Here is a 20857-nt window from a genome sequence, read left to right on the forward strand (position 1 = left end):
TGGCTCAAATAAACTCGGTTCAAACCAACGCGGAAAGTGCGACCTCCGCTTGCGCTATCGCTTCCGGTGTTCCGACCGTCAGCCAATGGCCAACCATGGGCATACCATAAAGTCGGCCCTCAGCGATGGCCTTATCGAAATATCGATTGAGCGACGCCACTTCAGGCTCTGCACCTGCAAAAATGCGCGGATGAATGATACCCGCCCCGGCATAGATGAGCGGCGTTCCCGCCACATCGCGGGCGCGACGCAAGCGGCCTGCATCGTCGGCGACGAAATCGCCCTTCCCCTCAAAACCGGTGGCCTGATCCAGTCCCGCCGTCATCAGCAGGATATCCATCTTTGCATCGTCCCAAGCCTCGCCCAAGGACACGAGATTGGGCTTCGATGTATCGCCCACCCAGAACGTATCGGCGTTCAGGAGATAGAACGGTGCCCCTCCCAATTGCGGCAATGCCTTGACGATGCCGCCTGCAGAATCGAGCAGCAGATCGCGCTCGTCGGAAATGACGATATGTGGTTCTGCGCGGTCAGCAAGATAGGCATCAAGTTGGTCGGCTAAATAATGTACATTCACGACCGCCCTCTGTACGCCAACGGCTTCAAGCGCGTCCAGCCCCCAGTCGATCAGCGGCTTTCCCGCGACCTTGACCAGCGGTTTCGGGATTGTCCCGGTGATGGGGCGCATACGCTTGCCAAGCCCCGCCGCCAGAACCATGGCCGTCTCAGGCATTTTCATTGCGCAATAGCCCTTCCTGCATCAATCCCAATTCGCGGAACCATGCCGCCACGGGCGCCATGACCGGATGAACAAGCACACGACCGAGATAGTCATGGATGCGTGGCAGATGGTTGAGATAAGCCGGTTTACCGTCGCGCTCATCAAGCCGCACGAAGAGACCGAGCAGCTTGGCATTGCGTTGCGCGCCCATGGCCGCATAGGCCTTGCGGAACAGTGCTTCGTCGAAAGCATGGCCCAAGCTGCGGCGCTCGTCGCAATAAGCAGAAACGACCGCCTGTTCCAGTTCGACCGGAATAGTCACGCGCGCATCGAGCGCCAGCGAGGCCACATCATAGGCAGCGGGACCGATCATCGCGTCCTGAAAATCGATGGTTCCGATGCGGTCCTTGCCTTCGGCTTCCGGAAACCAGAACAGGTTTGGCGAATGATAATCACGCAGCAGCAGGCTCTGTTCGACATCGGCGATATCGGCAATCACCTTGTCCCACGCCACTTCGTAAGCCTGCTTTTCAGCGTCGGTCAGCTGCCGTCCCATCATGCGCGGCGCATACCATTGCCCGACGAGGCTCACCTCGATCAGCATGGCATCGCGGTCGAAAGGCGCGATGAGGTGATCGGGATAGCCGTTAAGGGGCACACGGTGCGGCCAGTTCACACCATGCAGATGCGCCAGAAAGCGTCCTGCCGCTTTATAGCGTTCCGCCACCGGCTCGCCAGACGCAGCGCGCACGCCCTCAACGCCCAGATTTTCCAGAACCAAAAACCCTGCGTCCAGATCAGCAGCGCGCATGTCCGGCACGCGAAAACCATGCGTGGCCAAAAGCCCATCAATGGCTACGAAAGCCAGAATATTTTCGGCCAGATGCGCTATCTGCCGGTAGGTCTTGCCGTCACGCAATATTGGATCATAAGGCATCTGCGGCGCGTTCATGAGAATCTCGACGCCATGCGCGCTGCGGATCGTTTCATATTTGCGCGGGGATGCATCGCCTTGCAGATAACGCCGTTCGGCACCCTGCCGGTCGTTGCGGTCAAGAAAAGCACGAATGGCCAGCGAGCGCTCCAAACGGCTGATCGCCGCCTGCGGCCCGGCAATGGCGATGCGCCGCCCTGCCCCTTCATGCGAAAGCGTGACGGAGAAATTCGCCTCGGGCAAAAAGCCCTCGCCGCGCTCCGGCCATTCGGCAAGCACAACGCCATCGTCCAGAAATTCGACCAGTCCCAGCTCGTCAAGCTCTTCACCCGACGACAGGCGATAAAGATCGGCATGGGCAACCGGTAGACGAAGCGCTTCGTAGCTTTGCACCAGCGTAAAGGTCGGGCTTGGCACTTCAAGCCCCGGATCGTCGGCAATGGCGCGGATGACCGCGCGGGCCAGCGACGATTTCCCCGCCCCCAGATCACCGGAAAGCGTGACCAGATCGCCCTTTTGCAGAGCGAGAGCAAAGTCCTCGCCAAACCGGAGTGTGGCGGCTTCATCGGGCAAATAGAATTCGAGAATCTGTGTTTGGGCGCTCATAAGCACCGTTTACCTTATTCGGCAGCAACACGGAAGCTGCGTGTCTCCGATGGAAAGCGGCAAATCACGGTTGTTCCCCTGCCCGAACCAGTCTCGATATCGACGTTGCCGCCATGCAGCTCAACGAAGCTTTTCACGATGGCAAGGCCGAGCCCGGCACCGCGCTTGCGCCCGCCATTCGGATAGGATTGGAAACGCTTGAAGACAGTATCCAGCACTTCCGGCGGCATGCCGTGCCCATCGTCATGGACAGAGAAGACCACTTCGGGCCCTTCGCGCGTCACCTGCAAGGTGACGGTCGAACCTTCCGGCGCGTAATTGGTCGCGTTGGACAGTAGGTTGAACAACACCTGACGCACGCGATTGGCGTCTGCCTTGAAGACATCCACATCATCGGCAATATCGACATCGAGGCCGATATCATGGTCGCGCAAGCGCTCGCTCACGCGGGAAGCAGCTGCGGAAATCGCTTCCACCACCGAAACATCGCCGATTTCCAGTTCCATGATGCCGGCATCGACGGTCGCGAGATCGAGAATATCGTTCACAATGGTCAGCAGAACCGACGACGACGTGCTGATATGCTCCAGATATTCCACCTGACGCTCGTTGAGCGAGCCAAAGGACGGGGTCTGCAGCAGTTCGGTAAAGCCGATGATGTTGGTCAGCGGCGAACGCAGCTCGTAGGAGACGTGCTGCACGAAATCATTCTTGATCTGGTCGGCCAGTTCCAGCGCTTCGTTCTTTTCCTTCAGGGCACGTTCAACGCGCACCGTATCGGTCACGTCGATGAAGGTAAGCATGGTCTGCCCCTTGGGCAGCGGCACCACCGCGAAGGACAGGATCACACCGTCATCCAGCTCCACCTGCCCCATGCGACCATCACGCTGGTCGAGGAAGCCGGTCACGGAGGACACGAAATCGTCCCAGAGACCGTCTCCGCCACGCTCACGGCAAAGCTTTGAAATCGTTGATATATGCGTGCCCACCACGACCATGGCGGCAGGTAGTGACCACAGGTCCGCGAAGGACGGATTGGACAGGCGCATGCGGCCATCGGACCCGAACACCGCCACGGCCTCGGCCAGATGATCCAGCGTTTCGCCCTGAACCTTGATCAGTGTGTTGTAGCGGCCTTCGAGTTCGAACTTTTCCGTCATGTTCTCGAAGAACCAGGTCACGCCGCCTTGCGGATGCGGATTGGCGACCACGCGCATGGTGCGCGTATCGGGCAGATGCCACATATGTTCCTGCGGCTCGACGGCGCGATAGGCAGACAGTAAACCGTCCTTCCACTTGCGCCATTCCGGCTGTTCCGGCAGCTTGCCTTCGGACCGCAGCCGGTCGAAGAGCAAGGTGTTGCTCGGCTGGGTTTCGAGCCATGCCGTGTCAAGCGACCAGAGTTTCGCAAATGCCTGATTGAAGAACTGGAGCTTCATTTCCGGATCGAAAATCGCCACGGCAGTCGAGAGCTGATCCAGCGTTTCAGCATGGCTTTTCAGCGTGCGGCTCAGTTCCTCACGCACCTGCTCGACTTCGCTCAGATCGAAGCCAAGACCAGCGGAACCGCCCTCGGCGCTCACATCGGTCACATCGAAAATCCGGCGGTCGCCACGCACCACTGTCGGCAATTGCTCATGCAGAACCGGCTCGGCGAAACGGTCCCGTTCCAGACGAATCCGCGCCTGCGCGCCGAAAAGCTCGCGACCTTCCGCAATTGCCTGGCTGGTATCGGGCATATCGACAGCACGCGCATAGGCCTGATTGACCCATTCGATGCGGCCATTGCCATCGCGAACCCAGACAGGTTGCTCGATGCGTTCCAGCAAACGGCGCAGAAGTTCGATCCGGTCCGACAATTCCCGATTTTGCGCCTGAAGCGCTGCGCGCTCCGCCTGAACGCCCTGCAGGCTGAAAAAGCGGGCGACAGCCAGACCGCCGGAGGTGCGGCCATAAACATCCAGCAGCGTGCCATTATTGGTTTCGACCGTCAGATCGAAGGTGCGCGCATGTTCGCGCAGCGACGCGACGGCGCGCTCCAGCGCCGTCACCGATTGCGGGCGCAGCCAGCGACCGAAAGCCAGAAAGGCCGAGCGATCCTGCGGCGCGCCGCTTTCATCCGGCAATTGCCCGACCACATCGGCCCGCATCGTATGACCGTCCCAGACGACGATGCGCTGATCCTTGAGATTGAGAAGCGCTTCATTGCGCTGCGCCGTAAGGCTCAGATCAGAGAGTTTGGAACGCAGTTCCTTGTTTTCACTCGCAGCGCGGGCGCGCTCGCGAATGAGCCAGCCTGCGGAAAGCAGCGCCGCGCCCATGGCGCCGACAAACATGGAAAACTGAATGACTTCGAAGGCGCCGACGCTGCCGCCGCCAAAAGGCAGTTCGATGCGCGCGCCATCAGCGCCCTGCGCAAAAGCGGGCATGGCGGCAAGAACGGCGGAAACTGACACGGTCGCCTTCAAGACGACCTGCCGAAGCGGCTTTGCAACACAGGCGAGAGCAACCGTCAAGCTCTTGCCTCTTCCGATTGTGGAATTGCCCCGGGTTGTGCCCGATAAGCCGACTTCTGGCATGTTTCCCTTTTCTCCGCCACCCGACTGTGCTTCCGCAAACGGACGCACACCCGCATTTCAATTTCAACACATCAACCGACCGTCGGGCACCGCCATAGTGCCGATAGCCGAACGTGTTTCAGGGACGAAGCGACCAGCCGCTTCCCGCCGAAACCGGCAAAAAACGCACCACGCGAACACCCGCCAAAACACATTGTTTCTTCGCATTCCCGAACATCAAAACCGCAATACACTTTTGCCGGGAATGCTTTTGATTCGTCTTCACAATACCCTTCCGACGAATCCACGTGAAGCGTGTCGCGCGCAAAAAGAAAGACTGGACAGCCTGTCAACCGTCCAGTCTCAACATGTAGTAGAATGCTTAACCGATGGTTAATATCTGTAGTGCTCGGACTTGTACGGGCCCTGTGGAGTGACGCCGATATAGGCTGCCTGTTCCTCAGAAAGCACAGTCAGCTTCGCACCCAGCTTGTCGAGATGCAGGCGCGCCACCTTCTCGTCGAGATGCTTCGGCAGAACATAGACTTCGTTCTTGTAGGCTTCCGGACGCGTGTAAAGCTCGATCTGGGCCAGCACCTGGTTGGTGAAGGAGGCCGACATCACGAAGCTCGGATGGCCGGTCGCGTTGCCGAGATTGAGCAGGCGGCCTTCCGAAAGTAGGATCAGGCGCTTGCCATCCGGGAACTCGATCAGATCGACCTGCGGCTTCACATTGGTCCACTTCAGGTTGCGCAGAGCGGCAATCTGAATTTCGTTGTCGAAGTGGCCGATATTGCCGACGATGCACATGTCTTTCATCTTGCGCATGTCGTCCAGCGTGATGACGTCCTTGTTGCCGGTCGTGGTGATCACGATATCGGCGGTCGGAGCGGCATCGCTGAGCGTCACGACTTCAAAGCCATCCATGGCGGCCTGAAGGGCGCAGATCGGATCGACTTCCGTCACCTTGACGCGGGCACCGGCACCGGCCAGCGACTGGGCGGAACCTTTGCCGACATCGCCGTAACCGCAGACGACGGCGACCTTGCCAGCCATCATCACGTCGGTGCCGCGACGAATGCCGTCGACCAGCGATTCCTTGCAGCCATACTTGTTGTCGAACTTCGACTTGGTGACGCTGTCATTGACGTTGATGGCCGGGAAGGGCAGGAGGCCCTTCTTCTGCAACTGGTACAGACGGTTGACGCCGGTGGTGGTTTCTTCCGTCACGCCCTTGATGGCATCGCGCTGCTTTGTGAAGAAGCCCGGCGTTGCAGCCATGCGCTTCTTGATCTGCGCGAAGAGAACTTCCTCTTCTTCCGAACCGGGGTTCGACAGAACGTCTTCACCCGCTTCAGCGCGCGCGCCGATGAGGATGTACATGGTGGCGTCGCCGCCATCGTCGAGGATCATGTTGGACGGCTGGCCATCCGGCCACTGGAAGATCTGGTCGGTGTAGGTCCAGTATTCTTCAAGGGTTTCGCCCTTGATGGCGAAAACCGGCGTGCCGGTGGCGGCAATCGCAGCGGCGGCATGGTCCTGCGTCGAGAAGATGTTGCACGATGCCCAGCGCACATCGGCGCCAAGGGCCTTGAGCGTCTCGATCAGAACGGCAGTCTGAATGGTCATGTGCAGCGAGCCGGAAATGCGTGCGCCCTTCAGCGGCTGCGACTTGCCGAATTCCGCGCGCGCAGCCATCAGGCCCGGCATTTCGGTTTCGGCAATGTCGAGTTCCTTGCGGCCCCAGTCGGCCAGGCTCAGATCCTTGACGACGAAATCTTGGCTTGCGGTCATCGCGTGCTCCAATCAAAAACAATTCCGACACGGCAATTGAACCCGGTTCGGAATGGCGTTGTAGACATGGTTTGGGAGCGGAATATCGTCGATAAAAGCCGCTCCGGCTGCCGCTTTGACTAGCAGATCGCGGGCCGAAGCACAACGTCATATAAACAAATCTTTATACGTGCATATCGAACAATCAGCCGATTGCCGGTTCCACCACGGTCAGATCGAGAGAGATCCCAAGCGTTTCCAGCATTTTACGAAAATCGGACACGGGGTAGGCGGCGCTTTCGGTCACCAGCGCGACGGTGCGGCCCGAGCCGCCTTGCGTGGCGGGAAGGGTAGACACCACGCTGTCCGCTGGATCGAGAAACAGCAAATCGGGGCGCGCTTTCTCGAAGAATGGGCGCAGCCAGGGCAAATGCGTGCTCGACAGGGTCAGAACATCAATGAGCGGATCGTTTGCCGCAATCGCTTCAGAGAAACGGGTGACGTCTTCGGCTGTTCTTGCCGGGTCTGACAGAAACAGGCCGCTTTCCACAAGCTTAACCATGGGAGAGGCGTTGATGAGACGGACCTTTTCCGGCTCGCTCGCTTGGGCGCACACAAATGCGCCTAGCTCAGCGCTTTCGATCATCGACCGCACGCCCATGATCGCAACATGGCCGCTGCAGCTCGCCGCAATTGCCTCGCGAACCGGTGGCGCCACGCCATAAACGGGAACAGAGAATTGATCTTTCAGCGCGTCCAGCACCATGATCGACGGCGCGTTGGAGGCCAGAACGACGCTCTTTGCACCGAGACCGGTCAGATAGTCGATGGTGCTATGCATGATGGACAACAGTTCATCCCGTGTTTTCCCGCCATAGGGAAAACGCGCCCGATCTGCAAAATAGATGATGTCCTGTTGGGACTGTCGCCGTCTGATCAACTCGACCAGCGCATAACTTCCGATGCCCGCATCAAAAACCGCGACTGGCGCGGCTAGATCGTCCGGAACGCTCAGCATTCCTCGCCGAACTTGTCGGCAATCAGCGTCTGCAGGGCGTCGAGCACCGTCTCGGCCTGTTCGCCCGAAGCGCTGACCTCGATGCAGCAGCCGGGCGAGGCGGCCAGCATCATCAGCCCCATGATCGAGGTGCCGCCAACCGTCATGCCGTCCTTGGAAACGCGCACATGCGCATCATAGCCGTCGACCAGCTGGACGAATTTGGCGGAGGCGCGGGCGTGCAGCCCGCGCTTGTTGACGATCTCAAGCGACCGGGAAATTGCAGTTTCGGGATCGTATTCGCCAGTAAGGGTGACGCTGGACCGCATATTTACTTTCCTGTCAGAACCTGACTTGCGACGTTGATATATTTACGCCCCGCGTCCTGCGCCTCGCGAAGCGCAGTCTTGATGTCGCCGCCGATCCGCACGCTTGAAAGCTTGATCAGCATCGGCAGATTGACGCCTGCGATGACTTCAATCTTGCCTTCCTGCATGACCGAGATGGCCAGATTGGAGGGAGTTCCACCGAACATGTCGGTCAGGATGATGACGCCGCTGCCATTTTCGGCGCGTTCGACAGCTTCGACGATATCGCGCCGACGCTGCTCCATGTCATCTTCCGCACCGATGCATACGGTTTCGAAATTATCTTGCGGGCCTACCACATGCTCAACGGCATGAAGAAACTCTTCGGCCAGCCTTCCGTGCGTAACAAGCACGAGTCCGATCATACTATAAAAGCTCCCGTCGCGCGCCCGCCGCATCACCCCGCCAGATGATCAGATGGCACCTGCTTTGTTCCAGCACGATCACTCCAAAAAACCTGTCTCGTTTTAAGGATCGTACTGTAGCCGGAACCATGCCGGCGAGTTGTGCATCTTGGCAGGGCAAATCCTTATAGCAAGTGAAAAATCTCCACCCCGCCTTGAAAAAAGCAAAATGCCGCAGCGGTGTGAGATCTTCACAGAATCGAAACCATCGCCGGTCAGCGATTCTCCGGCGACCACCGTTCGTAGAACAAAGTCGCCTCTATCGCCCGCGACAGCGCGTTGGAATCGCCATTCGACGACAGTGACGGCAGAAGCAGACGCGGCAGTTCGATCCCTTCAAAGCTCCAGATTCCGCCGCCTGGATAACGCTCCGCTTCTTCACGGGCCACAAGCAGGATCACCAGATCAAGCGTGGCGCTGGCGACGAAAGGCACCCTGAACAGGCCAGCGCCGCGAATCTCCACACCGCCCGCAAGGGCAACTGGCGCGCTGGCGATCAGGCGATTGTCTTCGGCGCGCAGCATCGTGCGATCATCGCTGACGAGGGCCGCCTGTTCGCTGCGGAGCGATGCGCGCTCCACCAGCGTCAGCGCCAGTTCGGTCTTGCCCGCGCCCGAGCGGCCCATGATCATCACGCCCTTTCCGCGCAATTGCACGGTGGTGGCGTGGAGGCCGCTCCTGGCTTCTTCCGGGGTCATGTGCTGGCCGGAAGATCGACGATGAAACGGGCGCCCCTGAATTGATCGGGCTTTGCAGGATCGACAATGTTTTCCGCCGTCAGCGTACCGCCATGGGCTTCGATGATCTGACGGCTGATCGACAGGCCGAGGCCAGAATTCTGGCCGAACGCCTCCGATGCCGGGCGATCCGTATAGAAACGCTCGAAAATCCGCTCGATATTCTCGATGGGGATGCCCGGTCCGTTATCCTCGACGAGAACGCGCAGGCGGCTGCCTTCGCCCTGCAACGTCACCACGATGCGCCCCGTATCGTCGGGCACGAAGGAGCGCGCATTTTCAATGAGATTGCTCACCACCTGCCCAAGCCGCAGGTCATGGCCCGCGACGTAGAAGGCCTTTTTACCCGCTGGCAGCTTGCCAGTATTGAAGACGATCTCGGTGCCAACCTTGTTGCGGCGCACTTCGCGCGCGGCAGTGACAAGATTGGTGAGCAGCGTCTTCATATCCACGCGGTCGATATGTTCGCGCGCCAGTTCCGCGTCGAGGCGCGAAGCATCGGAAATATCGGTGATCAGGCGATCAAGACGGCGCACATCATGCTGAATGATGTCGAGCAGGCGCTTGCGCGATTCCTCCGACTTGGCGAGCGGCAAGGTCTCCACCGCGCTGCGTAGCGAGGTGAGGGGGTTCTTCAGCTCGTGGCTGACATCGGCGGCGAAGCTCTCAATGGCTTCGATGCGGGTGTAAAGCGCGTCGGTCATATCGCGGATGGAGGTGGACAGATGTCCCACCTCATCCTGTCGCTCCGAGAAATCTGGAATTTCAACACGGTTCTTGACGCCATGACGCACGCGATCCGCCGCAGCCGACAATTTGCGCAGCGGGCTTGCTATGGTCGACGCGAGGAACAGCGACAGGATCACCATGACCAGCGACACGACGCCGAACACGCGGAAGACGGCCATGCGCTCGCCCTCTACGATCTTGTCGATATCGTCGCCTTCGGTCGAAAGCAGCAAGACGCCGAGAATCGCGCGCGAACGCTGGACCGGCACGGCCACAGAGACCACCAGTTCGCCCTTTTCGGTGCGGCGCTGCGCCGTTTGTGGAGAACCAGAAAGCGCCTTGACGATCTCGGGGAAGGCGAGACCATTGCCGCCCGGCTGTTCCTGATAAACGGGCAAGCCGCCACCATAGAAGAAGCCGGTGAACCAGCGGCTGAAACGCTCCCACAGCCCCGGCGTTTCGCCCTCGATCGGTGGCAGAGGGTAGCTCAACACCGGGCTGGAGGATGGGAAACTCGGCGAATAAAGCGCGCGCGAATCCAGCAGCATATTGGCGTAGCGGTCATAGATACGCGCCCGCGTGCTGGTCGGCGAAATCAACCGGCGCAACAGGGGCGAAACCTTTTCAGGATTGATCGGGAATTCCCAATTATCGGGAGAATCGGGCGAGGGGGTCAGGCTTTGCCCGGCTTGCAGTTCCAGAAGCTTTTCCGGATCGACCATCAGCGAGTTGGTATCGACCGTTGCCGAGGCCGAAATCGCCGCAGCGATGATCTTGCCCTGGGTCAGAAGGCTTTCCACCTTCGCGTCGATCAGCCCCTCGCGGAACTGGTTCATATAGAGAATGCCGGAAACCAGAACGCCAAGCGCCGCAAGGTTGAGAAACAGAATGCGGCGCGTCAGGCTTGAGAAGAGATATTGACCGAGAAACTTGCGAAAGGGCGCAAACAGACGGCGCCAGAACACCGAGCGCTGCCGCCGTGCCCTGCGCTCGCGCAAGTTTGCTTGCAAACTCGTTTTCTGGCCTGCAAGGCCTTCGTTCTGGGTCTCTGCGACCATCTCGCTTTTGTTACTCGTTGGAGCGCATCCCGAAAAATGTGAAACGCATTTCGGATAAGATGTGCGTCAAATATTCCAAATCAATGCCGGGCTATCGCACCCGGCATTGGTAATCCTATGCATCAAGCCTCGCGGAAGCGATAGCCGACGCCATAGAGCGTTTCGATCATCTCGAAGTCGTCGTCAACCACCTTGAACTTCTTGCGAAGGCGCTTGATGTGGCTGTCGATGGTGCGATCGTCCACATAGACCTGCTCATCATAGGCCGCATCCATCAAGGCGTCACGGCTTTTCACAACGCCGGGACGCTGCGCGAGCGAGTGCAGGATGAGGAATTCGGTGACCGTCAGCGTAACGGGTTCACCCTTCCAGGTGCAGGTATGACGTTCCTGATCCATGACCAGCTGACCGCGTTCCAGCGATTTGGACGGCTGGCCCGCAGGCTTTGCCGTACCGTCGCGGGCAGCGACGCGGCGCAGAACTGCCTTGACGCGCTCCACCAGCAGACGCTGCGAGAACGGCTTGGTGATGAAATCGTCGGCGCCCATCTTGAGACCGAACAGCTCGTCGATCTCGTCGTCCTTCGAGGTCAGGAAGATAACCGGGAGATCGGATTTCTGGCGCAGGCGGCGCAGAAGCTCCATACCGTCCATACGCGGCATCTTGATATCGAAGATCGCAAGATTTGGCGGGCGCGCCATCAGACCATCAAGTGCAGAAGCGCCATCGGTGTAGGTTTCAACCCGATAGCCTTCCGACTCCAGCGCAATGGAAACGGAGGTCAGAATGTTACGGTCATCGTCGACCAGCGCAATTGTCTGCGTTGCCGAGGCTTCCTTCATGCGGACCTTTCTCCTTCATGTTTTGCCAGGGCATCCCCCTTTGGGGCTCTGCCATCTGGCATTCCACCCGGAACAACCGGCTGGTGGGGCGGTTCGATCATCGAGCGCCTGATTTGCACGTCGATCTTATTATAGTGATGCAGCTTGTGCAGTACAAATTAGGTACAAAATGTGGCAGCCCTGAAAGAAGCCGTGAAAGGCGCCGTCTCGAATCATTCTTTGGTTAACGCTCGTAAAGATTGTATTCCACAAAAAATACACGCGAAAACGCAATAGTTAAACGATTTAAAAAAAATTCAAAATTTTTAAATCGATTAAATATTTGAATTGCCACAATTAATCTGTTTCTGACTGCCATTCCTCCGAGAACGGAAAAAACGGAGGGCAGATTAATTTGTCAAACCAAGATGGCGGAGACACCATGAGAGAGACCGGCATTCACAATACGGCCGCTTCCATTGCCACTTCGGGACTGAAGGAACTCTCCGCAGTCTTTTATAACCTCGGACCGGCTCGGCTTTATGAGGAAACCGTCCGCCGTGGCGAAGCCGAACTGACGGCACAGGGCGCGCTCGTTGCCCGCACCGGCCAGCACACGGGCCGTTCGCCGAAGGACAAATTCGTGGTCCGCGACGCCAACACCGAAGATCAGGTCTGGTGGGACAACAACAAGCCGATCACGCCGGAAGCCTTCGAGCTTCTCTATGCCGATTTCATCGAGCATGCGAAGGGCAAGGAGCTTTTCGTACAGGATCTCATCGGCGGTGCTGACGCCGACAATAAGATCAACGCCCGCGTTGTGACCGAATATGCCTGGCATTCGCTGTTTATCCGCAACCTGCTGATCCGCCCGGCCCAGGAAGAGCTTGCTTCCTATGTGCCGGAAATGACGATCATTGACCTGCCATCCTTCAAGGCCGATCCGGAACGCTATGGCGTGCGTACCGAGACGGTGATCGCGGTCGATCTGACCCGCAAGATCGTGCTGATCGGCGGCACCTCCTATGCCGGTGAAATGAAGAAGTCGGTCTTCACCGCGCTCAACTATATTCTGCCTGCCAAGGGCGTGATGCCGATGCATTGCTCGGCCAATGAAGGCCCGGATGGCGACACCGCTGTCTTCTTCGGCCTGTCCGGCACCGGCAAGACCACACTTTCAGCCGACCCGACGCGCACGCTGATCGGCGACGACGAGCATGGCTGGGGTGAACACGGCATCTTCAATTTCGAAGGCGGCTGCTATGCCAAGACCATCCGTCTTTCCGCCGAAGCAGAACCGGAAATCTATGCCACGACGCAGCGTTTCGGCACTGTGCTGGAAAACGTCGTGCTCGACGCCAATCGCCAGCCGGATTTCGACGATGGTTCGCTGACCGAAAACACCCGTTGCGCCTATCCGCTCGACTTCATCCCGAATGCATCGAAGACGGGCAAGGGCGGCCAGCCGAAGAACATCATTATGCTCACCGCCGATGCTTTCGGCGTGATGCCTCCCATCGCCAAGCTCACGCCTGCACAGGCCATGTACCACTTCCTGTCCGGTTACACGGCCAAGGTCGCAGGCACTGAAAAGGGCGTCACCGAACCGGAAGCAACCTTCTCGACCTGCTTCGGCGCACCGTTCATGCCGCGTCATCCGTCGGAATACGGCAATCTGCTGCGCAAGCTGATCGCCGAACACAAGGTCGATTGCTGGCTCGTCAACACCGGCTGGACCGGCGGCGCCTATGGCACCGGCAAGCGCATGCCGATCAAGGCAACCCGCGCGCTTCTCGCTGCCGCCCTCGACGGCTCGCTGAACGACGCCGAATTCCGCATCGATCCGAATTTCGGCTTCGCCGTTCCGGTTGAAGTGCCGGGCGTGGATACGTCCATTCTCGATCCGCGCTCCACCTGGGCCGATAAGGCCGCCTATGACGCGCAGGCCAAAAAGCTGGTCGATATGTTCGTCACCAACTTCGAAAAGTTCGAACGTCACGTCGATCACGAGGTCAAGGACGCAGCACCGGCAATCCGCATCGCTGCGGAGTAAGCCACTCAGGAATACTGAGGAGGGAGAGAGCCCGGCCCGCGCGCCGGGTTTTCTTTTGTCCTCAATCCAGCCCCGCACTTTGGCGCGCGTGATTTTTCCCGCATGCCCTTATCCCAAAACCGCTTCGCACTTTTGAGGGGCATGACTTGTCTCCGCATGCCCTTGTCTCAAAACCGCTTCGCACTTTTGAGGGGCATGCGCGTGCAGGGTTTTCTTTTGTCCAACCGAAGCGAAGCGTGTATGCGTTCTCTTATGGAAGAGAACCGGAACATCATCCGCATCACCAATCGCCTGACGATCCGCGAGGACGATCTGGAGGAGAGCTTCATTCGCGCCTCCGGTCCCGGTGGGCAGAACGTCAACAAGGTTTCGACGGCGGTGCAGCTGCGTTTTCATGCGGCACGATCGGGATTGCCGGAAGATATTCTCACGCGCCTCTTCAAACTGGCCGGTCAGAAAGGCACCAAGGACGGTGACATTCTCATCGAGGCCAATCGCTTCCGCACGCAGGAGCGCAACCGTGAAGACGCCCGCGAGCGGCTGATCGCCCTGATTGCCAAGGCCGCCGAGCCGCCACCGCCGCCGCGCAAGAAGACCAGGCCGACCAAAGGCTCCGTCGAGCGACGCCTGAAGGCAAAATCAGGCCGCGCGGATATCAAAAAAGGGCGCGGCAAGGTTTCTTTCGACTGAAACACCGCCGCCAGACCTGAATTCCAATCCATACAAGACCGCATGAGCAGGGGAAATGCATGACCACGAAACTCTACGATCTCGAAACCAGCCACGGCAAAATCGCGGTGCGCGAAAGCGCGGGTGAGGGCGCGCCACTGCTGATGGTCCATGGCAATTCGAGTGCCAGCGCGATCTTCCAGAACCAGCTTGAAGGCGAAATCGGCAAGAAATGGCGCGTCATTGCGCCCGATCTGCCCGGCCACGGCCAGTCGGGCGACGCCATCGATCCCGACCGCAGCTATTCCATGGAAGGTTATGCCGATGCCATGACGGAAGTGCTGGAGAAGCTCGGCATAGCGGATGCGGTGGTTTTCGGCTGGTCGCTTGGCGGCCATATCGGGCTTGAGATGATTGCACGCTATCCCGACATGCGTGGGCTGATGATCACCGGTACGCCGCCGGTTGCCCGCGAGGAAGTGGGGCTGGGGTTCAAGAGCGGCCCCGACATGGCGCTTGCCGGACAGGAAGTGTTTTCGGCCCGGGACGTCGAATCCTATGCTCGCAGCACCTGCGGCGAGCCGTTCGAGGCGTCGCTGCTTGATATCGTCGCCCGAACGGACGGACGCGCGCGCCGCATCATGTTCGAAAAATTCGCCGCCGGAACCGGTGGCAACCAGCGCGATATCGTGGCGGCAGCAAAGCTCCCCATCGCCGTGGTCAATGGGCGCGACGAGCCTTTCGTCGAACTCGACTTCGTGTCGAACGTCCGCTTCGGCAATCTCTGGGAGGGGAAAACCCACGTTATCTACAACGCCGGTCACGCACCTTTTCGTGAAACGCCAGCGGTTTTCGACGCCTATCTGGCACGTTTTATCGAAGATTGCACGGCATAGAGCCGTTTTCACCGCGCTTGATGCATTCTTTCGGCGGCGTTACACGGCGCCGCCGAAATTAGCTGCTACCATCTCCTCATTGGCGCCCTAGTTTGAAGGCGGGAGTTTCAACGAGGTGATATTATGAGCATGACTGTTGCAGACCTTTTGGCCGAAACCCTCGCTCAAGCCGGAGTCCGGCGCATATGGGGTGTTACCGGCGATAGTCTGAACGGGCTGAACGACAGCCTGCGCCGCCTTGGCAAGATTGACTGGATGCATGTCCGTCACGAAGAAACTGCCGCTTTCGCCGCAGGCGCGGAAGCAGCCGTAACCGGCGAGCTCGCCGTCTGTGCTGGCAGTTGCGGCCCCGGCAATCTTCACCTCATCAACGGCCTTTTCGACTGCCAGCGCAATCGCACACCCGTTCTGGCGATTGCCGCCCATATTCCATCGTCGGAAATCGGCCTCGACTATTTTCAGGAGACACATCCGCAGGAACTGTTTCGCGAATGCAGCCATTTCGTCGAACTCGTCTCCAATCCCGCCCAGATGCCGGAAGTGCTGCACCGCGCCATGCGCGCCGCAGTAGGGCAACAGGGTGTGGCCGTCATCGTCCTGCCGGGGGACATCGCGCTGAAACAGATCGACGAACCGTCCGCGAAAGCCTGGGTCCATGTGGCGCGACCACGGATCATTCCGTCCGATGAAGATATCGGGCAGCTTGCCGACCTTTTGAACGGCTCGGAAAAAATCACGATCCTCGCGGGGAGCGGCTGCGCCGGAGCACATGATGCCGTGGTGGCGCTTGCTGACCGTCTGGCTGCGCCTGTCGTCCACGCACTGCGCGGCAAGGAACATGTGGAATGGGACAATCCGAACGATGTCGGCATGACCGGCCTGATCGGATTTTCATCCGGCTACCACGCCATGCTGAACTGCGACGCACTTCTGATGCTGGGCACCAGTTTTCCGTATCGGAATTTCTATCCTGAAAAAGCGAAAATCGTTCAGATCGACCATGATCCATCGCAGCTCGGCCGTCGCGCGCCAATCACGCTTGGCATCGTCAGTGACGTGAAGGAAGCCGCCAATGCGCTGTTGCCCAAACTGAAATCGAACCGCAGCGCGACATTCCTGAATTCCGCCAAGGCGCATTATGTGAAAGCGCGCAAGGATCTCGACGATCTTGCCCAGCCCTCAAAGGCGGGCCAGCCGATCCATCCGCAATATCTCACGCGTCTGATCGACGAGATTGCGAAAGACGACGCCATTTTCACCGCCGATGTCGGGACGCCGACCGTCTGGGCGGCGCGCTATCTCACGATGAATGGCAAGCGGCGCCTGCTTGGCTCGTTCAATCATGGCTCCATGGCCAATGCCATGCTGCAATCGCTTGGCGCGCAGGCCGCAGCACCGGACAGGCAGGTCATCTCCCTGTCCGGCGACGGTGGCTTCACCATGATGATGGGCGATTTTCTATCCCTCACGCAGCTGAAACTGCCAGTGAAGATCGTCGTCTATAATAATGGCTCGCTCGGCTTTGTCGCCATGGAAATGAAAGCGGGCGGCTATCTCAGCACCGGCACCGATCTGGACAATCCAAACTTTGCCGCCATGGCGGAAGCCATCGGCATCAAGGGTATCCGGGTGGAAGAATCCGCCGACCTGCCGGGCGCGCTGCAACAGGCGTTCGATCACAAGGGCCCAGTTCTGGTCGATGTCGTCACGGCCAAGCAGGAGCTGGTCATGCCGCCGAAGATCAAGGCCGAGCAAGCGAAGGGTTTCAGCCTCTATATGCTGAAAGCCATTATCAACGGGCGCGGCGATGAAATCGTCGAACTCGCCCGCACCAATCTGGGACGCTGATCAAAATGCCAAGGCCGGGTTTCCCCGGCCTCTTTTCATATCTTCCTGAGCGCGACCTCTTCGATCAGATGGTCGCTGCCTTTGCGCAGGATCAGATCGGCGCGCGGGCGGGTCGGCAGGATATTCTCATTGAGATTGCGCAGATTGATATTCTGCCACAGCCCTTCCCCGATGGAGCGGGCCGCATCTTCCGAAAGCTGCGAATAGCGATGGAAGAAGGACTGCGGATCCCGGAAAGCCGTTTCGCGCAGGCGCATGAAACGGTCGATATACCATTTGTGGATCAGTTCCGGATCGGCATCGATATAGATCGAGAAGTCGAAGAAATCCGACACGAAGGGCACCATCTTGCCATCTTCCGGCAGATCGCGCACCTGAAGGACATTGATGCCCTCGAAAATAAGAATGTCCGGCTTGTCGACGATCTGGTAGTCGTCCGGCAGCACGTCATAGCTCAGATGCGAATAAAGCGGCGCGCGCACATGGCTCATGCCCGCCTTGATCGCCGACAGAAAGCGCAGAACCGCGCCGATATCATAGCTTTCCGGAAAGCCCTTGCGCTCCATCATGTTCTGATCGCGCAGAACCGCGTTGGGATAGAGAAAACCGTCCGTCGTCACCAGATCGACCTTCGGGCTGGAAGGCCAGCGGGCGAGCAGTTCCTTCAGGATACGCGCCGTGGTGGACTTGCCAACCGCGACCGAACCGGCAACGCCGATGATGAAGGGCGTCTTGAAGGATTCCTCCATATTGAGGAATTGCTGGCGCTGGCGAAAAAGCAACTGGCTTGCCTCGACATGGGCATAAAGCAGTCGCGACAGCGACAGATAGATGCGGCGGACCTCATCGAGATCAATGGGGTCGCCGAGCGAACGCAACCGCTTGACTTCTTCATAGGTCAGGGTGAGGGGGGTATCCGCGCGAAAACCGGCCCATTCCTCTGCCGAGAAAAAGCGGTAGGGCGAATATCTGGAAGGGGTGAGCTGATCCACTTTTTCCCACATGAACTGTCGTCTCTCTAGAGCATTTCCAGCAAAAGTGCGAAGCGGTTTTGCGCAGGATAATGCGTAAAAACAAATAGATAGATCGGCTCCACGATTCCGTTTTAACCGGAACTGCTCTGGCCTTCTATTCAGCGCGATCCTTTGCAGGATCACGCCTTCGGGCGAGCAGCCTTTTCCTCAAGGCCGGTCTGGCCCGTGCGGCGGTCGAGTTCCTGCAGAACATCTTCCAGCGGAACACCAGCGATTTTCCAGACCACCATCAGGTGATAAAGCAGATCGGCGCTTTCGGAAACCACGCCCGCGCGGTCGCCGGAAACAGCGGCAATCACCGTTTCCACGGCTTCTTCGCCGAGCTTTTGCGATGCCTTGGTCTGACCTTTGGCGACAAGGCTTGCCGTATAGGACGATCCATCGGTCACGCTGGCGCGTTCCGCCACGATGCGTTCAAGGTCTGCGAGCGTAAACTGGCTCATCGGGGTTCCTCCCGTCATGTATATTCTTGTTAGCGAACCGGATCGAGCCGCATTGGAATTCCGGCATCGGCCATATAGCGCTTCGCTTCCCCGATCGAATAAGTGCCGAAGTGGAAAATTGAAGCGGCCAGCACGGCCGTCGCATGACCGTCGCGGATACCGGCCACCATGTGATCCAGATTACCGACACCGCCGGAAGCGATCACCGGCACGCGCACGCTGTCGGCCACTGCGCGGGTCAGCGCCACATCGTAACCCGCCTTGGTGCCGTCACGGTCCATCGAGGTGAGCAGGATTTCGCCTGCACCCAGATCGACCACCTTGCGGGCGAATTCCACCGCATCGATGCCGGTGGTCTGGCGACCGCCATGGGTAAAAATTTCCCAGCGGTCCGCTTCGCCTTCGCCCGAAACCTTCTTGGCGTCGATGGCAACGACGATGCACTGGTTGCCGAACTTGTCCGCCGCCTCGGCGACGAATTCCGGGTTTTTCACCGCCGCCGTGTTGATCGACACCTTGTCGGCACCAGCCAGAAGCAGTTTGCGAATATCGGCAACCTGACGCACACCGCCACCGACGGTCAGCGGCATGAAACACTGTTCCGCCGTGCGGGCCACCACATCGAAAATTGTCTCGCGATTGTCCGAAGACGCCGTGATGTCAAGGAAGCACAATTCGTCTGCGCCCGCTGCATCATAAGCGCGGGCGGCTTCCACCGGATCGCCCGCATCGATCAGATCGACAAAGTTGACGCCCTTGACGACGCGACCGTCCTTCACATCGAGACAGGGAATTACACGTGCCTTGAGTGTCATACTGTGGCCCTCAACAATGACAGTGCTTCCGCCGGATCGATGCGACCGTCATAAAGCGCACGGCCCGAAATCGCGCCTTCGAGCTTGCGCGCATCCGGCGCGGCGAGACGCCTGATGTCGTCCATCGAAGCAAGACCGCCCGATGCGATCACCGGAATGGAAACCGCCTCGGCAAGCGCCAGCGTCGAATCCCAGTTGATCCCGGCCAGAACGCCGTCGCGGTCGATATCCGTATAGATAATGGCGGCAACGCCTGCGCCCTCGAACTTCTTCGCCAGTTCGATCACGCCAAGTTGTGAGGCTTCGGCCCAGCCTTCAACGGCGACCTTGCCGCCCTTGGCGTCAATGCCGACAGCGACCTGTCCCGGAAAAGCCTTGCAGGCTTCGATCACCAGCGCCGGGTCGCGCACGGCAACCGTGCCGAGAATGACACGGCGCAGCCCCTTGGAAAGCCAGCTATCAATGTGCTGCAAGGTGCGAATACCACCACCCAGCTGCACCGGATTTTTGGTGGCCTTGAGGATTGCCTCGACCGCTGCGCCATTGACGCTTTCACCTGCGAAAGCGCCATTGAGATCGACCACATGCAGCCATTCAAAGCCCTGATCTTCAAAGGCCTTGGCCTGCGCAGCCGGGTCGGTGTTGTAGACGGTGGCCTGATCCATGTCGCCGAGCTTCAGGCGCACGCATTGACCGTCTTTCAAATCGATGGCGGGAAAAAGGATCATGTCTTCAAGGCTTCCATTTCAGGAAATTGGCAATGAGCGAAAGGCCGAGCAGCTGGCTCTTTTCCGGGTGGAACTGGGTTCCCACCATATTGTCGCGACCGACAGCGGCGGTAACATCGCCACCGTAATCCGTCACGGCCAGAACCTCGTCCGCCTTCTTCGCGTCGAACATATAGGAGTGGACGAAATAGGCGTGCAAACCGTTCTCGCCGGTCTTAATGCCGTCGAAAATCGGATGCGCCTGATGCGATTGTTTCACGTGAATCCGATTCCAGCCGATCTGCGGAATCTTCAGCGTCGGGTCAGACGGCGTCATTTCGCGCACATCACCCGCGATCCAGCCCAGACCTTCGGTCACGGTCTTTTCCAATCCGCGCTCGGACATGAGCTGCATGCCGACGCAGATGCCGAGAAACGGATGGCCCTTCTGGATGACAACCTCATCGAGCGCTTCAACCATGCCCGACACGGCGTGGAGACCGGCACGGCAATCGGCATAAGCGCCAACGCCCGGCAGCACTACGCGGTCGGCAGAGGCCACCCGTGCGGCATCCGCCGTCAGTTCGATTTCGGCATTTATGCCGCTTTCGCGGGCGGCACGCTCAAAGGCCTTGGTGGCCGAGCGAAGATTGCCGGAACCATAATCGATTATCGCAACACGCATT

General features: G+C 58.9%; 19 protein-coding genes. 4 read left to right on the plus strand and 15 right to left on the minus strand.

Translation table 11 applies throughout. The annotated features are described in order from the left end of the window. Nucleotides 1-19: 19 nt before the first annotated feature. From WIX40_RS14200 to WIX40_RS14245, 10 genes are all read right to left on the minus strand, one after another. Nucleotides 20-739 carry a nucleotidyltransferase family protein gene (locus WIX40_RS14200; protein WP_339440325.1) on the minus strand — a complete coding sequence of 240 codons (720 nt, stop codon included), beginning with the start codon at nt 737-739 and terminating at the stop codon, nt 20-22. After that, nucleotides 726-2261: a tRNA (adenosine(37)-N6)-threonylcarbamoyltransferase complex ATPase subunit type 1 TsaE gene (gene tsaE, locus WIX40_RS14205; RefSeq protein ID WP_339440327.1), complete on the minus strand. Its 1536-nt coding sequence runs from the start codon at nt 2259-2261 to the stop codon at nt 726-728. Before tsaE ends, WIX40_RS14200 begins: the two co-directional genes overlap by 14 nt. Nucleotides 2262-2275: 14 nt before the next feature. Then, nucleotides 2276-4840: a sensor histidine kinase gene (locus tag WIX40_RS14210; RefSeq protein WP_371834134.1), complete on the minus strand. Its 2565-nt coding sequence runs from the start codon at nt 4838-4840 to the stop codon at nt 2276-2278. A gap of 372 nt (nt 4841-5212) precedes the next feature. After that, nucleotides 5213-6613, minus strand: coding sequence for an adenosylhomocysteinase (ahcY, locus tag WIX40_RS14215; RefSeq protein WP_140026058.1), 1401 nt, complete (start codon nt 6611-6613; stop codon nt 5213-5215). 184 nt (nt 6614-6797) lie between these two features. Then, nucleotides 6798-7610 carry a glutamate racemase gene (locus WIX40_RS14220; RefSeq protein ID WP_339440331.1) on the minus strand — a complete coding sequence of 271 codons (813 nt, stop codon included), beginning with the start codon at nt 7608-7610 and terminating at the stop codon, nt 6798-6800. Continuing rightward, nucleotides 7604-7918: an HPr family phosphocarrier protein gene (locus WIX40_RS14225; RefSeq protein ID WP_109370046.1), complete on the minus strand. Its 315-nt coding sequence runs from the start codon at nt 7916-7918 to the stop codon at nt 7604-7606. Before WIX40_RS14225 ends, WIX40_RS14220 begins: the two co-directional genes overlap by 7 nt. A gap of 2 nt (nt 7919-7920) precedes the next feature. After that, the gene (locus WIX40_RS14230) at nt 7921-8322 is read right to left on the minus strand and encodes a PTS sugar transporter subunit IIA (protein ID WP_109370045.1); all 402 of its coding nucleotides are present in this window, start codon (nt 8320-8322) and stop codon (nt 7921-7923) included. A gap of 254 nt (nt 8323-8576) precedes the next feature. After that, a complete protein-coding gene (locus WIX40_RS14235) occupies nt 8577-9059 on the minus strand; it encodes an HPr kinase/phosphorylase (protein WP_339440333.1) in 483 nt (160 codons plus the stop codon). Next, nucleotides 9056-10885, minus strand: coding sequence for a sensor histidine kinase (locus WIX40_RS14240; RefSeq protein WP_109370043.1), 1830 nt, complete (start codon nt 10883-10885; stop codon nt 9056-9058). The genes WIX40_RS14235 and WIX40_RS14240 overlap by 4 nt, the downstream gene beginning before the upstream one ends. A 122-nt stretch (nt 10886-11007) precedes the next feature. Beyond that, on the minus strand, nt 11008-11727 hold the full coding sequence (locus WIX40_RS14245; RefSeq protein WP_078337648.1) for a response regulator transcription factor: 720 nt from the start codon (nt 11725-11727) through the stop codon (nt 11008-11010). A gap of 421 nt (nt 11728-12148) precedes the next feature. Here WIX40_RS14245 and WIX40_RS14250 point away from each other — a divergent pair, with 421 nt between their 5' ends. The 4 genes from WIX40_RS14250 to poxB all read left to right on the plus strand — a co-directional run bounded on the left by WIX40_RS14250 (nt 12149) and on the right by poxB (nt 17172). Continuing rightward, the gene (locus WIX40_RS14250; RefSeq protein WP_109370042.1) at nt 12149-13759 is read left to right on the plus strand and encodes a phosphoenolpyruvate carboxykinase; all 1611 of its coding nucleotides are present in this window, start codon (nt 12149-12151) and stop codon (nt 13757-13759) included. A 240-nt stretch (nt 13760-13999) separates the two neighbouring features. Further along, nucleotides 14000-14449 carry an alternative ribosome rescue aminoacyl-tRNA hydrolase ArfB gene (arfB, locus tag WIX40_RS14255; protein WP_171317018.1) on the plus strand — a complete coding sequence of 150 codons (450 nt, stop codon included), beginning with the start codon at nt 14000-14002 and terminating at the stop codon, nt 14447-14449. A gap of 59 nt (nt 14450-14508) precedes the next feature. Then, on the plus strand, nt 14509-15324 hold the full coding sequence (locus WIX40_RS14260; RefSeq protein ID WP_339440336.1) for an alpha/beta fold hydrolase: 816 nt from the start codon (nt 14509-14511) through the stop codon (nt 15322-15324). A gap of 123 nt (nt 15325-15447) precedes the next feature. Continuing rightward, nucleotides 15448-17172 carry a ubiquinone-dependent pyruvate dehydrogenase gene (poxB, locus tag WIX40_RS14265; RefSeq protein WP_339440337.1) on the plus strand — a complete coding sequence of 575 codons (1725 nt, stop codon included), beginning with the start codon at nt 15448-15450 and terminating at the stop codon, nt 17170-17172. A gap of 35 nt (nt 17173-17207) precedes the next feature. Here the strand turns inward: poxB and coaA are convergent, their stop codons facing one another. The 5 genes from coaA to hisH form a co-directional block, all read right to left on the minus strand. Continuing rightward, on the minus strand, nt 17208-18176 hold the full coding sequence (coaA, locus tag WIX40_RS14270; RefSeq protein WP_339440339.1) for a type I pantothenate kinase: 969 nt from the start codon (nt 18174-18176) through the stop codon (nt 17208-17210). A 149-nt stretch (nt 18177-18325) separates the two neighbouring features. Continuing rightward, the gene (locus WIX40_RS14275) at nt 18326-18649 is read right to left on the minus strand and encodes a phosphoribosyl-ATP diphosphatase (protein WP_121536906.1); all 324 of its coding nucleotides are present in this window, start codon (nt 18647-18649) and stop codon (nt 18326-18328) included. Nucleotides 18650-18678: 29 nt separating this feature from the next. Then, nucleotides 18679-19464, minus strand: a complete 786-nt coding sequence (gene hisF / locus WIX40_RS14280; RefSeq protein ID WP_339440341.1) for an imidazole glycerol phosphate synthase subunit HisF — start codon at nt 19462-19464, stop codon at nt 18679-18681. Beyond that, on the minus strand, nt 19461-20192 hold the full coding sequence (gene hisA / locus WIX40_RS14285; protein WP_339440342.1) for a 1-(5-phosphoribosyl)-5-[(5-phosphoribosylamino)methylideneamino]imidazole-4-carboxamide isomerase: 732 nt from the start codon (nt 20190-20192) through the stop codon (nt 19461-19463). Before hisA ends, hisF begins: the two co-directional genes overlap by 4 nt. Before the next feature lie 4 nt (nt 20193-20196). Beyond that, the gene (gene hisH / locus WIX40_RS14290; RefSeq protein WP_109370035.1) at nt 20197-20856 is read right to left on the minus strand and encodes an imidazole glycerol phosphate synthase subunit HisH; all 660 of its coding nucleotides are present in this window, start codon (nt 20854-20856) and stop codon (nt 20197-20199) included. Nucleotide 20857 lies beyond the last annotated feature (1 nt).

The sequence above is a fragment of the Ochrobactrum teleogrylli genome (genome assembly GCF_037482325.1).
GTDB classification, from domain to species: domain Bacteria; phylum Pseudomonadota; class Alphaproteobacteria; order Rhizobiales; family Rhizobiaceae; genus Brucella; species Brucella teleogrylli.